This window comes from Acinetobacter sp. V115_6 (assembly GCF_031799025.1).
Taxonomy (GTDB): Bacteria; Pseudomonadota; Gammaproteobacteria; order Pseudomonadales; family Moraxellaceae; genus Acinetobacter; species Acinetobacter pittii.
On record NZ_JAVQNO010000021.1, the window covers coordinates 464,703 to 478,339 of the forward strand.

Annotated in this window: 12 protein-coding genes; 4 read left to right on the forward strand and 8 right to left on the reverse strand. The window is 39.2% G+C overall.

The genetic code is table 11. The annotated features are described in order from the left end of the window. Window positions 1-47 precede the first annotated feature (47 nt). From RMA94_RS10615 to RMA94_RS10625, 3 genes are all read left to right on the forward strand, one after another. The gene (locus tag RMA94_RS10615) at window positions 48-647 is read left to right on the forward strand and encodes a YigZ family protein (RefSeq protein WP_032003907.1); all 600 of its coding nucleotides are present in this window, start codon (window positions 48-50) and stop codon (window positions 645-647) included. Next, window positions 640-1,251: a DapH/DapD/GlmU-related protein gene (locus RMA94_RS10620; protein ID WP_274861321.1), complete on the forward strand. Its 612-nt coding sequence runs from the start codon at window positions 640-642 to the stop codon at window positions 1,249-1,251. The genes RMA94_RS10615 and RMA94_RS10620 overlap by 8 nt, the downstream gene beginning before the upstream one ends. A gap of 155 nt (window positions 1,252-1,406) precedes the next feature. After that, the gene (locus RMA94_RS10625) at window positions 1,407-2,249 is read left to right on the forward strand and encodes a universal stress protein (RefSeq protein ID WP_002115820.1); all 843 of its coding nucleotides are present in this window, start codon (window positions 1,407-1,409) and stop codon (window positions 2,247-2,249) included. Between the two features lie 116 nt (window positions 2,250-2,365). Here RMA94_RS10625 and RMA94_RS10630 read toward each other — a convergent pair whose 3' ends face one another. From RMA94_RS10630 to mutS, 5 genes are all read right to left on the reverse strand, one after another. After that, window positions 2,366-3,034 carry an O-methyltransferase gene (locus RMA94_RS10630; RefSeq protein WP_017399972.1) on the reverse strand — a complete coding sequence of 223 codons (669 nt, stop codon included), beginning with the start codon at window positions 3,032-3,034 and terminating at the stop codon, window positions 2,366-2,368. Window positions 3,035-3,172: 138 nt separating this feature from the next. Next, complete coding sequence (locus RMA94_RS10635; RefSeq protein ID WP_005802595.1) at window positions 3,173-3,895, reverse strand: D-Ala-D-Ala carboxypeptidase family metallohydrolase; 723 nt, start codon at window positions 3,893-3,895, stop codon at window positions 3,173-3,175. Between the two features lie 130 nt (window positions 3,896-4,025). Then, the gene (gene fdxA / locus RMA94_RS10640; RefSeq protein WP_002051033.1) at window positions 4,026-4,349 is read right to left on the reverse strand and encodes a ferredoxin FdxA; all 324 of its coding nucleotides are present in this window, start codon (window positions 4,347-4,349) and stop codon (window positions 4,026-4,028) included. Between the two features lie 344 nt (window positions 4,350-4,693). Next, window positions 4,694-5,224, reverse strand: a complete 531-nt coding sequence (locus RMA94_RS10645) for a GNAT family N-acetyltransferase (RefSeq protein ID WP_014206263.1) — start codon at window positions 5,222-5,224, stop codon at window positions 4,694-4,696. A gap of 61 nt (window positions 5,225-5,285) precedes the next feature. Continuing rightward, complete coding sequence (gene mutS / locus RMA94_RS10650) at window positions 5,286-7,925, reverse strand: DNA mismatch repair protein MutS (RefSeq protein WP_002115830.1); 2,640 nt, start codon at window positions 7,923-7,925, stop codon at window positions 5,286-5,288. A gap of 403 nt (window positions 7,926-8,328) precedes the next feature. Between mutS and RMA94_RS10655 the strand changes: the two genes are divergently transcribed. Next, window positions 8,329-9,669, forward strand: a complete 1,341-nt coding sequence (locus tag RMA94_RS10655) for an aspartate aminotransferase family protein (RefSeq protein ID WP_167563858.1) — start codon at window positions 8,329-8,331, stop codon at window positions 9,667-9,669. A 122-nt stretch (window positions 9,670-9,791) separates the two neighbouring features. Here the strand turns inward: RMA94_RS10655 and RMA94_RS10660 are convergent, their stop codons facing one another. From RMA94_RS10660 to RMA94_RS10670, 3 genes are all read right to left on the reverse strand, one after another. Continuing rightward, window positions 9,792-10,826 (reverse strand): AraC family transcriptional regulator, encoded by a 1,035-nt coding sequence (locus RMA94_RS10660; protein ID WP_311084025.1) that lies wholly within the window; start codon window positions 10,824-10,826, stop codon window positions 9,792-9,794. A 308-nt stretch (window positions 10,827-11,134) separates the two neighbouring features. Continuing rightward, on the reverse strand, window positions 11,135-12,460 hold the full coding sequence (locus RMA94_RS10665; RefSeq protein ID WP_311082822.1) for a haloacid dehalogenase-like hydrolase: 1,326 nt from the start codon (window positions 12,458-12,460) through the stop codon (window positions 11,135-11,137). A 74-nt stretch (window positions 12,461-12,534) separates the two neighbouring features. Then, entirely contained in the window at window positions 12,535-13,536 is a 1,002-nt protein-coding gene (locus RMA94_RS10670; RefSeq protein ID WP_311082824.1) for a phosphotransferase, read from the reverse strand. Window positions 13,537-13,637 lie beyond the last annotated feature (101 nt).

Sequence of the window (13,637 nt, forward strand, 5' to 3'; positions counted from 1 at the left end):
ATTAAATTCACGTTATAATTTGATTTTTATTATGCTTTATCTTATTTATGGCTTTTACGATTGCATCACAGATTACATTTGAAGAAGAAATTAAAAAAAGTAGATTTCAGGCGATCGCTGCGCCAGTAGAAAATGAACAGCAGGTTAAAGAATTTTTAGAATACAACAAGGATATCTCGACCACTCACCAATGTTGGGCTTGGAAAATTGGGCATAACGTACGCTTTAACGATGATGGTGAACCGTCAGGAACAGCAGGCCGTCCAATCTTGGCGACTATTGAAGGGAATGACCTGACGAATATTATTGTGATGGTTAACCGCTGGTATGGCGGTATAAAACTGGGAACGGGTGGCCTTGTTAGAGCATACGGTGGCTGTGCTGGACAATGTTTATTATTGGCTGAACGTATTGAACTCATTGCAAAGAAGACGATTCACTTTTCTTGTCATTTTAATGAGTGGGCGATATTTCAATATGAACTGAATCAACAACAGATTGAATATCAGGAAACCTACACGGCAACAGGGGTAGATATCGAAGCGAGACTACAGATACATCAAATTGAACCGCTCGCCTTAAAACTCAGAGACGTAACACGTGGTCGTGAAGAATTAAAAATTGAAGAGGAATTAACTGATGACTGATTCCTTACTGAAATATCGTGAGCAACATAAGCACCGCTTAAACTATATGCCATGGTTATATTGGACTTTAAAACCTAAAAACCGTGCTTGGGCTGAAGAGTGGCAAAAGGAATATCAAGCTTATTTAATGGATATGGAAACAGTTGAGATTGGTGAAAATTGTTTTATTTCACCGTTAGCACATATTTTTGCTGAACCAGGCCGCAAAATTATTATTGGGGATAATAGTTTTATTGCGGCTGATTGCACATTGCATGGACCACTCGAGATCGGCAATGAAGTCGCGATTAACCATCATTGTATTTTAGATGGGGGACGAATGGGCATAAAATTGCATGACCAAGTCCGTATTGCCGCGTATTGTCATTTATATGCATTTGACCATGGGATGCAACTAGACCGTCCACTTTACCAGCAGCCAGTTACGTCCAAAGGAATCGAAATTGAGCAAGATGTTTGGTTGGGTGCACATGTGGGGATCAAAGACGGTATTAAAATCGGTAAACATGCTGTAGTCGGGATGAATAGTATGGTGACTAAAGATGTTGAGCCGTACCATATTGTCGGCGGAAATCCCGCAAAATTTATTCGCTTAAGAGAATAATGCAGTCTTAAGAATGTAATAAAATGTTTGATCTTTAAACAAAAAAGTTGGTTTTTATACATAAACCTTAACATACCAATTTTTATCTATGTTAAGTTAAAGCTAAGTTTTAATAATAATCTCCAAGGCAATAGACCTGAAGAAGAGAGGCTAACATGAACCGTGTTATTGCGTGTATTGACTCATCACCGTGTATTAATGCTATTGCTGATGCAGCAGCATGGGTTGCTAAAGCGACCGGACGGGAACTTGTATTATTACAAATTCTGGACTATTACCCAGCCAGTTACCATCTTGGTGAAATTAGTGGGGTAATCGGCTTTGAAAGCAATGCAATGCTGCTAAAAGAGTTAGCTGAGCTAGAGCAAAAACAAAGTGAACTCGCGTTAGATTATAGTAATAATTTACTCCGCCATATTTCTGATCTTATTCAAGAAAAACACGGAATTACCAGTTCAAAAATTCAAGAAAAAGGTGATTTTTTAGAACAAAGTTTTAATCTCTTACATGAAAATGACATCGTTATTTTAGGTCGAGTCGGGGAAAGAGCAGCCGAGAAACACAAACCAATCGGTAGCAATGTTGAAAACTTCATCCGCGGTGCGAACTGTACTGTTTTGACCATTGGTGAAAACTTTAAAGTGCCAACACGATTTATCTTTGCTTATGAATATTCGCCAACTTGTCAAAAAATGATGCGCCGTATTGCCCAAAGTGACTTATTGCGAACACTGCAATGTCATTTGGTGTATGTAGGTGATCATCCAGAAATATTAAATGAACCAGAACATTATCTTAAACAAGCGGGTCTAGATGTAGTCACCGTTTACCGTTATGGTGATGTCGCACAAAATATTTTAGAGTACCAACAAGAACACGGTATTCAAATTATTGTGTTAGGGGCATTTAGTCATAGCAAAATTCACCAATTCTTCTTGGGAAGTATTGCGACAACTATATTCCGAAACGCGACTGTACCATTACTTGTGGCTAAATGATGAGATTTGCATATAGTTATCCGCAAATCTTGTGGATAACTATATGGAAAAGCAACAGTAATAAAAGTAATTAATTGATTATAAATAATAAAATAAAAAAGATGATTTTTTAACCATTATTTCACAATTGCAATTGCGAAGCCATCATGACCTTTTGAGCCAACTGTTTGCAGAGCTGTACAAGACAAGATTTGCGGATGATTTTCTAAAGCTTTAAACATTTCACGGATGCCTTCAATACTCGGTTTTTTATTCTCAGGATTTAAAATATCACCTGCACGAATTACATTGTCGAGTACGATAATCGTACCTGATCTTGAGAATTTCAGACTCAATTCTAAATATTCAGGATAACCCTGTTTATCTGCATCAATGAAAATAAAATCAAAAGGTTCAATAGATTGCGGATCAATCGCAGAAAGGATATCTGCAGCACGGCCAGCTCGAAGATCAACTTTTACAGGAAGATTGGCATGATCGATATTTTTCTGTGCCATTTCTGCGTGAGTAGCACGGCCTTCTATGGTGAGTAAGTAACCGTCTTCAGGTAAGGCACGGCCTAACCAGATGGTACTATATGCAGCAAAAGTTCCGATTTCTAAGACTCGTTTGCATTTATTCATTTGAATAAGCATCTGCAAGAACATTCCTTGGTTAGGAGCCACTGCAAGATGATTTGAAAAGCCGTGTTCGTCGGTATTCTTTAATGCATATTCGAGTCGCGGATCTTCGGGAATTAAATGTGAATCGATATATTGGTCAATGTCTGTCCACATCTGCTGCATAATCAAATTTACCTATATGTTGATCGGGCTATTTTAAACGTTTATGCATAGAGTGCAAAAATCTTCGTTTCAAGAAATTTTGGTTGATTGGGAAATGAACAATAAAAAAAACTCCTTTCAGTTGAAAGGAGTTTTTTATTAGAAATTACACATCGAACTGTTGCGGGTGAGGTCAGGTCCCCAAGTACGATAGCCTTGAGTATCGATATGAATCTGCCCGGAACTATATAGACCAATACCCATATTTAAGCTTTGACCATGCTGAGCCCAGAACTGACAAAGTTTAAACTTGGTATTTTCGATAAATGCATAATCTTGAGCTTGGGGGAACTCAGGACCAATACGGAAATCGATTGCCGAGTTAAATAAATGTTTAGATGAGCTTGCGCCACCTGCACATTCATTTAAAGGTAAATCTCGGTAAACCGAGGTCACTTCAAAGTCGGTAAGAACTTTTGCTGCAACTAAATATTTAAATACGCGTAGGGTAGATAAAGAATTTCCCCATAGCTCACGATTAGGTACAGCATATTCAGAGCGGCCACATTTTTGCCAATCACGTGCTGAACGTAATAACTCAAAGCTTGGCACAATACCTGCAACATTATTTCGGGTTAAGAATTTTTCGTATTCACGAACACGTTGGTAATTTTCACCAGAACTTAACCAACTTCGATAAGATGCAGGCTCAACTTTAGGGGGAATTGGGCGCTCGATAATAACGCGCTCTTGTGGAATAAAGATTCGTTTACCACTTGGAGAGGTTTTGCCTGTTGTTGTGTGTTGGGGAGAGCTGACACAACCTACCATAACCGCTGGGATTATGCATAAGGGCACCAGACTCTGCAAAAACTTCCGCATAAGAAAAATTAAGCACTTATAAATATTGCGGGTATTTTAATGCAAAACAGTGCACAAATTACGAGGAATTTGCAATGAAATGTTTGAATAGGGTATAAAAAAAGATCAGCGATTGCTGATCTTTTTGAAATTACTTTTCAAGATATTGTAATTTATCAGGTTTGCCGTTCCATTCTTCACGGTCAGCTGGTTGATCGCCAATTTGAGTAATGTTAGGCCATTTTTGAGAAAGTTCAGCATTTAATTCAATAAATACTTCTTGACCTTCAGGTAACTCATCTTCAGAGAAAATTGCATTTGCCGGGCACTCTGGTTCACATAATGCACAGTCAATACATTCATCCGGATTAATCACTAGGAAATTCGGACCTTCGTAAAAACAGTCTACAGGACAAACTTCTACGCAATCTTGGTATTTACATTTAATACAATTTTCAGTGACAACAAAGGTCATGGCGACAGCTACCTAAAAAATATGGTTTCATTTCGAATAGCTTATTTTAGGCAAAAAAGGGGTAAACAAACAATTGCTTTTATTGATATTCTTTATTCATGCATATGAAGATAAGTTAATACGTTGATAATCAAACATATCTTGTAAACCCAGCAGAGCGTAGTCTATAAAATTAAAATAATAATATATTTTATAAAACAATAACTTAAAAAATATTTTATTTAATTATTTAGATGTCATTTAAGTCAAGGCATCTATTTTAATAAATACCTTAACTTTTCATTTTTTGTTTTACAAATTTTGATTTACGGCTTTTTTGCTTAGAAAATCTTAAATTTTTAGAGCTAAAGCTTACATAGTAAATGAATATCTTCAGGTTCGAGCTGCCAAAGTTGTTGATCTGGAGCATTTAACGGTTGCGCGCCATGCTTCATATAGAAGTCTACAGTGCGTCGACTTGGGGTTGCTGAAATATACAGTTGGTCTGCACCGAGTTGCTTGGCTGACTCTTTTGCGGCTTGCATAAGCTTAGCACCAATGCCTTGACCTTGTTGGTCAGCATCCACATAGAAATAATGGAGTAATTTAGCGTGAGGATAGTCTGTTATCACTTGGTTTGAGACTACGCTCACGCCAACGAGCTTTTCAGAGGCGTCAAATGCACCTACAAATATTGAACCTTGTGCATAGAGTTGTTTGAGTTTAGGTGGGTCATTTTCTAGATGATATGAGTCCCAATTTTGTACATCAAAAAAACAATCAACCAATTCTAGCTTTTGCTGTTTTTGTATGTAGTTTTGAGTAATTAATTCACGGCGGCTAATCTGCTGCCAAATAAGATCAATTTCTGAACTTTGCAAAGATCTTAAGATCATATAAATATTATTCTCCGATATGAATAAGCAGACCTAAGCCTGCTTATTCGAACGTGCTTTATTAAGATTTGAGTGCAGCTTTTAACTCGTAGAGTTGTTCAAGCGCCTGACGAGGCGATAAGTTGTCGACTTCAATTTGCTTAAGCAAATCTAGAGCAGGGGATGAAACTTCGATCTCGACAACTTTCTCTATGATTTGTGAACCAGAGTTTGCATCTGGTGGAGCAAACAAATCATTTTGAAAGCTGGTTTGTAGATGTTGCTGCTGCTGTTTTTCTAAAATACGTAAACGCTTCTGTGCTTCTTTAATAACATTGGCAGGAATACCCGCCAATTTTGCGACCTGTAAACCATGACTTTGACTCGCAGGGCCTTGCTGAACTTTATGCAATAAAATCAGATTGCCATTCAGTTCTTGCGCCGTGACATGATAGTTATCGATTCCTGCTTCACTACCAAGTTCGGTCAACTCAAAATAATGAGTGGCGAATAAACATAAACATTTTACGCGCTTGGTTAAATCGACCACACATGCCCATGCTAAAGATAAACCGTCATACGTACTGGTTCCGCGGCCAACCTCATCCATTAACACCAACGACTGGTTGGTGGCATGGTGAAGAATTTGCGAAGTTTCAGTCATCTCAACCATAAAGGTAGATTTGCCTGTAGATAAATCATCGGCTGAACCAATACGGGTAAAAATTCGGTCAATTGGACCAAGTTTGACCGCTTTAGCCGGAACATAGCTACCGCAATAAGCAAGTAAACTGATTAATGCCGTTTGGCGCATGAAGGTTGATTTACCGCCCATGTTTGGACCGGTAATAATGGCCATGCGGTGTTGAGCATCAAGGAAAGTATCATTTGGGGTAAATGGTGCTTTATTTAATGCTTCAACGACAGGATGACGACCAGCCTGAATTTTAATGCCCGTTTCCGGAGTAAATTCAGGGCGTGCCCAATTGTTTAAACGTGCTTGATGAGCAAAGTTTGCAATGACATCAATTTGAGCAATTGCCGAGCTCATCATTTGTAGGTGAGCGATATTTTCGCGCAGGTTTTCAAGCAAAGCTTCGAATAATGCTTTTTCACGAGAGAGTGCACGCGACTCGCTCGACAGGACCTTATCTTCAAAACTCTTAAGTTCAGGGGTAATGTAGCGTTCAGCATTCTTTAAAGTTTGACGACGGATATAGTCGGCTGGTGCTTGTTCTGCTTGAGCACGAGTGAGTTCGATGTAGTAACCGCTTACACGGTTATAACCGATTTTAAGGGTATTAATGCCTGTACGTTCACGCTCTTTAATTTCTAGATCAATTAAGAATTGACCTGCATGATCACGAATTTGGCGTAATTCATCAAGCTCAGCATCATATCCTTCTGCAATTACATTGCCATCACGAAGTAATACAGGTGGGTTTTCAACAATAGCTGCCATCAAATGCTGATGAAGCGCTTTGAAGTCTCCAAGTTCTTCATCTAGTTGAACTAATAATTTAGATTTCTTCGCTTGAATGACTGGAGTTAACGCTGTTCTTAAAGCTGGAATTTGTGCGCATGCATGACGAAGTTGCACCAAATCACGTGGTCGCGCACTGCCTAGCGCAACGCGGCTAAGCACACGTTCAATATCGCCAATTTCTTTAAGCACTAAACGAACTGGGTTTTCGTGATATCCCTGAATGAGTTGCTCAATCGCATCTAAACGAGCATCAAGCAATGCAGTATCACGCACAGGTTGCATGAGTGTACGGCTTAATAGACGGCCACCCATTGCAGTTTGGCAATCATTTACCAGTTGAAATAATGATGTTCCGTGTTCAAATAATGGCTCGATAATTTCTAAGTTGCGACGTGTAATTGGGTCGAGCGCAATAAAGTCGGTACTTTGTTCAAGTTGGATTGAGCGAATATGCGGTAATGCAGTTTTTTGGGTTTCTTTTGCATAGTGAATAAGCGCAGCGGCAGCAGCTTTGGCTAAAGGTAATGGGTCTAAACCAAAACCTGAAAGGGTTGATACCGTAAACTGGTCACATAAGGTTTTTTGTGCATTATTTAGATTGAAGTCTACATTTGGACGTTTAGTAACAGGGCAATCTAAATGCTTTTTAATTTGTTCGATAATATTGGTGTCGACCAAATCTTCATCAATCAAGATCTCACTTGGCATTAAACGCGCAAGTTCAATAGGTAATTGTTCTGGCTTGTAATCTTGTTGTTGAACTTTAAAAATGCCTGCACTTAAGTCGAGTAAAGCAAAACCGATCTGGTTTTGATGAATGCACAATGAAACGAGATTAGATGATTGATAACTGCTGAGTAATGCATCATCAGTTAATGTACCCGGGGTCAGAATACGAACAACTTTACGTTCAACAGGGCCTTTGCCTGTTACTTCTCCAACTTGCTCGCAAATGGCTACCGTGCGCCCAGCTTTAACAAGTCGCGCCAAATAACCTTCGGCTGAATGATAGGGAACACCCGCCATTGGAATAGGTCGGCCACTGGCTTTGCCACGATGGGTTAATGTGATGCCTAAAAGCTTGGCTGCTAAATGAGCATCTTCAAAGAAGAGTTCATAAAAGTCACCCATACGGTAGAACAGCAACGCATGTTGATAGTCCGTTTTAACTTTGAGATATTGCTGCATCATAGGTGTGTGAGAAGATAAGTCAGCCATGATTTCAGCGCTATTCATGCGTATTAAACCCTTAAAAAATCAGTAATATTTTACGTTTGGTCATCTAACCAATTTCAAGTCTTTTAAAAATGAATGTCATTCAAGAAAAGAACACAACTGGATGAACTTTGAAAATTGGCATCCATAGTATAAAGCGAATTGGAGTCACTCCAGATGTGTAATGGTAACAAATTTGAGTTATTGAAAAAAAGAGTAGTGGAGCTCTGAAGTATAAGACCAATAAGTTGACTTCAAATTGTGGCTTAAGTGGTCTGAGGTCAAGTTTTTTTAAAGATACTTAAGCAATATGGTTTGCGTAACTTCAAACAAATACTGAAATATGTCGAATCAGAGTATGAATTGCCTACGTCAGTCATTGTCTCGTGCAAAAGTATGCTGAATATAAATAGAGGAGTCATTCATGGGTACGCGTTCAACCATTATGGATACCAATAGCTTTCGTCCAGAACATGCTGCTGAGCTGGACCATGCTACCCGAAAACTGACAGATAAAAGAAATAAAATTTTAGGTGAATCCTATCGCTTGTTTTATCGTAATCCCGTGCATCTGGTAAAAGGTCGGGGGCAATATTTATGGGATGCAGCAGGTCATCAATATCTGGATGTTTACAACAATGTTGCCAGCATTGGTCATTGTCATCCTGCGGTCATTGAGGCGGTAAATGAGCAAATGAAAATGCTCAATACCCATACCCGTTATTTACATGAAAATATTTTGGATTATACCGAAGAACTCTTACAAACCACTCCCGATGAAATTGACCGTGCCATGTATATGTGTACGGGTTCGGAAGCGAATGATTTAGCGATTCGTATTGCCCGTGAATATAGCGGTGGTACAGGAATTATTGTGTCTCAAGAGTCGTATCATGGGACCAGTAGCTTAACCTCAGGATGCTCTCCAGCACTGGGAACTGAACAACCTTTAGATGATACAACTCGCCTAGTTCCAGCACCTGATTATTATCGGATTCAAACTGATGATTTAGGTGAATGGTTCGCGCAGCAGATCCAGCAACAAATTGATGATATGAATGCAAAAGGCATCAAGTTTGCAGGTTTTTTAGCGGACTCAATATTTTCTTCTGACGGTGTCATGCCTAATCCTGTTGGGTTCTTACAAAAAGCGGTTGATGTCGTGCATGCCAATGGTGGTATCTTTATTGCTGATGAAGTACAGCCAGGTTTCGCACGCACTGGCGATTCTTTCTGGGGCTTTGGCCGTCACAACGTTGTACCTGATGTAATTACAACAGGTAAACCAATGGGTAATGGTGTTCCAGTGTCAGGGCTTTTAGCCAAGAGTGAAGTCCTCGCCGCTTTTAGCGATAAAATTCCATATTTTAATACCTTTGGTGGTAATCCTGTTTCTATGGCAGCCGCTCAGGCTGTACTTAAAGTGATTCAGGAAGAAGAATTGCAAACCCATAGCAAATATGTGGGAGGACTACTTCTAAAAGAACTCACTAAACTTATGGATAAACATGAAGTGGTTGGTGATGTACGTGGCGCTGGTTTATTTATAGGGTTTGAACTGGTTAAAGACAGAACCACTAAAGAGCCGAATAAAGCATTAGCTTTGAACCTTATTGAAGAGCTCAGAAATACTCATCGAGTTTTAACCTCAGTTGCAGGTCCTTATGGCAACGTATTGAAACTGCGCCCACCTTTGGCTTTCCAAACAAAAGATATTGATTGGTTAGTCGGTGCTTTAGATCAAGCCTTAACAAAATTAAAGTAAGACCTTTTATAAAAAATACCCTTCAAGTTGGATGTTAAATCTAATTTGAAGGGTATTTTCTTGTCTAATTTGCTCAGCTATTAAAATGAAGGCCTTTATTCAAGACCTGTATTTGGAATGTTTTAGTGTCTTAATTGACGTGGTGTAACACCAAACCAGCGCTTAAATGCACGAGATAAAGCGCTTACTTCTGAATAACCTAATAAGAATGCCATTTCTGAAATTGGAATATTTTTCTGCTTAATATAATGTTCGGCCAACTCACAACGGACCTGATCGACTAAATGGGTGAAGGTCAGTCCTTCATTTTTTAAACGGCGGGTAAGGGTGCAACTCGTTAAACCGATATCATGAGCGATTTTTTCAAGGTTTGGTTCACCTTCACTGAGTTCAAGTTGTATGTGAGAGCGTACTTGATCTGCAAGACATTGACTTGGTGAAGCGCGATTGAGTAGGTGCAACGTATCTAGAATCACTGTTAATAAAATAGAATCGCGTCCCGGCATAGTATGCTGGACGTCTTTTTTTGAAATGATGATGGAGTTAAATGGTTGATCAAAATAAACAGGCGCGTTAAATAATTTGCTATGTTCTTGCCAGAATTCAGGTCGAGTATGCTCAAAGTGAATTGCGCGTGGTGAATAATGAGGGCCCATCACTTCACGGATCACATTCATAAACATGCCCATGGTCAGTTCTGCATCTTGGCGTCGAGTTAAAATCGCGCCGTGTTGAACCTGATAATCTATGCGCCAGCTATCTCCTAAATCGACCATCCGATTGAGGGTATCTTTCTGATGCAAATAAAAGTTATTGGTCATGTTCATGAGTGCAGATTCTAAGGTGTTTGAGCAAAGACCAATGTACCCAATGAGCCCTAAGGATTTCGGTTGAAACTGTTGACCATAATGCAAACCAAAATTATCACAACCTGAAACCAATGCTGCCTGTTCTAGCACCTTGCAATAATTGGGTAGTTGTAAACTCAAAGTTGGGCTGATTAGAAGTTCAGGATTAATACCACTAATTCCTAAAACACGATCAACATCTGCACCTTTTTGATGAATAAACTCGCTTAATCCAGAGGCGGCTGCAGACAATACACCTTGATTACACATTTTTGAATCGACAAGATGAGCTGGATTGAGATGTAACATGTCAAGTCTCATGATATTTATTCCTAACTATTATTATATTAAGCAAAAGCCATACCAGTTTTTGCTTACGTCCATGATTTTTTGTGGTTAAAACTATTTATAAAATAATGGTTTATATGTTGCTGTTTTAAGTTTCAGATTTGACTCTTTAAGAAGACATCAATCATTGTATTTAATGTTGGGTAGCGAACTAAAAGAAGGCAGAAAATGCATTAGAGATAGGCAAAAAGGGCAGAACTAATACAAGAAATTAAGCGGCTTCTCATGCATACAACATGTATTGTAGGCATGAGAAAATAAGTGAAATACTAATTTTTTGTAGTTTTCGCCGTTTGCGCACCATAACTTAAACTGGCCATTGAAGGTCTAAATTGACCTGTATTGGCATCGCGACCTTGTAGTAAAAACTTAGGATTAGCGTGACCATAGCTCTGTACAGCCTGCTGAGAAAACTTTCCGATATCAGAAGTCGGACTGCGCAATCGGTTGATAATCAGAACCTTCTGAGTCGCCGCAAAATCTTGCATCATATTTTGATCGCCTTCACTGTCACCCGCGATAAAAATTGGCCCGTAACCATATTTAGAGACTAAAAAATGCTGGATGGTTGCGGTTTTGCCTTTACCTTGAGTTTGCGCATAGCCATGACGAAACTCGGGTAAAATTCGATTTTGTGTATCTCGTTCTAACTCCATGGCGTAGGCATTTTTTTCATTAATGTTATAGCCGATCTCTGGATTAGAAATAATTTCCTTAATTACATCAATAAAAGATGCCGAACAGACATAGACATCAATGCCATTGTCCTGAAAGGCCTTAAATAGATTTTGCATTTCACGGTATGGTCTTAAACCATTTTCCCAAGTGATTTTCACAACACCTGCTTGGCCCGAAAGCGCTGCTGGGGACGTCCATGTCACGGGTCCAATCGGTTGCTGCATTTGCCAAGCTACCGTTGCTTTCACCAAATTACGGACTTGTTGTTCGGTGAGCCCAGTAAATAAATAAGTGACCCACGGATATGCAACTTCATGATCAAACGTGTCTCCAATCGCCGCATATAGATATCTCATTTTAGTAATGAAATCGAGATAATGTGGATCTTGTTTAATTTGATCGAGACTTTGCTTGCCTTTTAGACCGCTATAGTGGTGGTAAAGCCATGAGTAGCTGGCAATAATATCTGGGGCAATTTTATCAATATTAACGGCTTGGCCTTGCTGGTTATTGTAGGTCGCTTCAAAATTTTGCGAGCTAATTCCTTTACGAATAATTTGATTAAGCTGTTCTGGCGTGACATTAAAGGCTAAATGTTCAAGCTGATAAATTAAAGTTGCTTCTTCGATGTCTAAAAATACCGAAGTATTGTCAAAGTCAGTGACAATATACGGGCGCTTGTCAGGATTATAGTTTGGGCTATCTTTTCCATAGGTAGCAATTAATTGATTCAGTTGGTCAAAGTTAAAAGCATCCCATTGACCTTTTTGGATATATTCCTTTTTGGGAATAGCGACTGCGGGAGATGTGCTTTGTAGAGGGTTATAGTTACATGCGCTTAGAGCAATCATACTTGCCAGACTACTGGTGAGTAATAGTGCTTTGGCAACTTTGCTCAGTTGATGGGTAGCTTGCATAAACCCTTCCTTTAAATTCTATAAAATTTAAAAACTAAAAATTGAAAATGAAGAAAAGCGATCTAAACCACTTTTCAAATTCCGACAGGCATTTGTCCGTTTAGATATTTTTTACAGAGACGCACAGTTTCATTGGACCATTGATCGCCAAGACTTTGAGCCATTTCTGTTTGTGCGTGAGAACCATTCCAAGCCATCATTTGAATGCGGCGTTGCATGATAAAAGTCGGGATCATTTCATATTCTTCAGACTGAATATGACCTACGCGTTCGTAGCCTTTTAACCAGTAATCAACCCAATGAGGCGCATTTGCATAGTGTTCATTGAAGCTAATCGCAGCGGCGAGATCATGCATAAACCAGCTCATGCCGCAGTCATCAAAATCGATCACACCGATACGTTCTTGTTGTAGTAATAAATTGGTTAAACGCAAATCGGCATGAATTAGGCCATAGCGTTCTTGGGTTTTACCAAAGAAATTTAAATCTTTCGAAATTTGTGTAATGGCTTCTTCAATCACGCTGTGATCTTGTGGTCTTAAATGAGGTGCATTTTTCCAGTTTCCCCAGTGTCCATCCGCACCGATCATGGTTTCATGATTCCAGACAATACGTTGAAAGTTTTTAGGCGCTTGCCATGTCTTACTATGTACGTGCAGCTTTGCAGTAATTTGTCCTAGTTGCTCAAATGCAGTGGGGTCAACTTCAACAGTTGGCATATCGCCCTCAACCCAGTTGAAAAGTACCGCATAACGATAAATATCATTCGATAGTTTTAAAGTGATGACGCGCTCACCAGATTGATCTGCAATCGCAACAGGAACTTGAATACCACTCGCATTTAAGGCATCTAACCATTCAAGCTCACTTTGTATATCGAGTTTGCTGTGGTAGTTGGGGCGGTGAATTCGAAGTGCATATCGGGCAGATCCAGTCGAAATCTGAAAGGTTGCATTTTCAGACTGACACAGCAGTTTGACCTGTCCTTGATAGTCTGATGGATATTGCTTAATTGCTTGTTCTGCCAGTATTTGTAATTGAACTTGGCTTAAAAATTCATTTTGTTCTACAGACATAACCCATCTCCTCAATTTAATTTTTAAACACGTTCTGTGTTGAGATGCCGTCGATCTTATAAAAGAAAAAATGAATCAACTTGACTTCAAGTGGTCGGGGA

Coding starts and splice junctions, on each gene's coding strand:
- RMA94_RS10660 (WP_311084025.1), bottom strand. CDS start 10,826: ATGTTACATCTCAATCCAGCTCATCTTGTCGATTCAAAAATGTGTAAT.
- RMA94_RS10620 (WP_274861321.1), top strand. CDS start 640: ATGACTGATTCCTTACTGAAATATCGTGAGCAACATAAGCACCGCTTA.
- fdxA (WP_002051033.1), bottom strand. CDS start 4,349: ATGACCTTTGTTGTCACTGAAAATTGTATTAAATGTAAATACCAAGAT.
- mutS (WP_002115830.1), bottom strand. CDS start 7,925: ATGAATAGCGCTGAAATCATGGCTGACTTATCTTCTCACACACCTATG.
- RMA94_RS10630 (WP_017399972.1), bottom strand. CDS start 3,034: ATGCAGCAGATGTGGACAGACATTGACCAATATATCGATTCACATTTA.
- RMA94_RS10670 (WP_311082824.1), bottom strand. CDS start 13,536: ATGTCTGTAGAACAAAATGAATTTTTAAGCCAAGTTCAATTACAAATA.
- RMA94_RS10655 (WP_167563858.1), top strand. CDS start 8,329: ATGGGTACGCGTTCAACCATTATGGATACCAATAGCTTTCGTCCAGAA.
- RMA94_RS10645 (WP_014206263.1), bottom strand. CDS start 5,224: ATGATCTTAAGATCTTTGCAAAGTTCAGAAATTGATCTTATTTGGCAG.
- RMA94_RS10665 (WP_311082822.1), bottom strand. CDS start 12,460: ATGCAAGCTACCCATCAACTGAGCAAAGTTGCCAAAGCACTATTACTC.
- RMA94_RS10615 (WP_032003907.1), top strand. CDS start 48: ATGGCTTTTACGATTGCATCACAGATTACATTTGAAGAAGAAATTAAA.
- RMA94_RS10625 (WP_002115820.1), top strand. CDS start 1,407: ATGAACCGTGTTATTGCGTGTATTGACTCATCACCGTGTATTAATGCT.
- RMA94_RS10635 (WP_005802595.1), bottom strand. CDS start 3,895: ATGCGGAAGTTTTTGCAGAGTCTGGTGCCCTTATGCATAATCCCAGCG.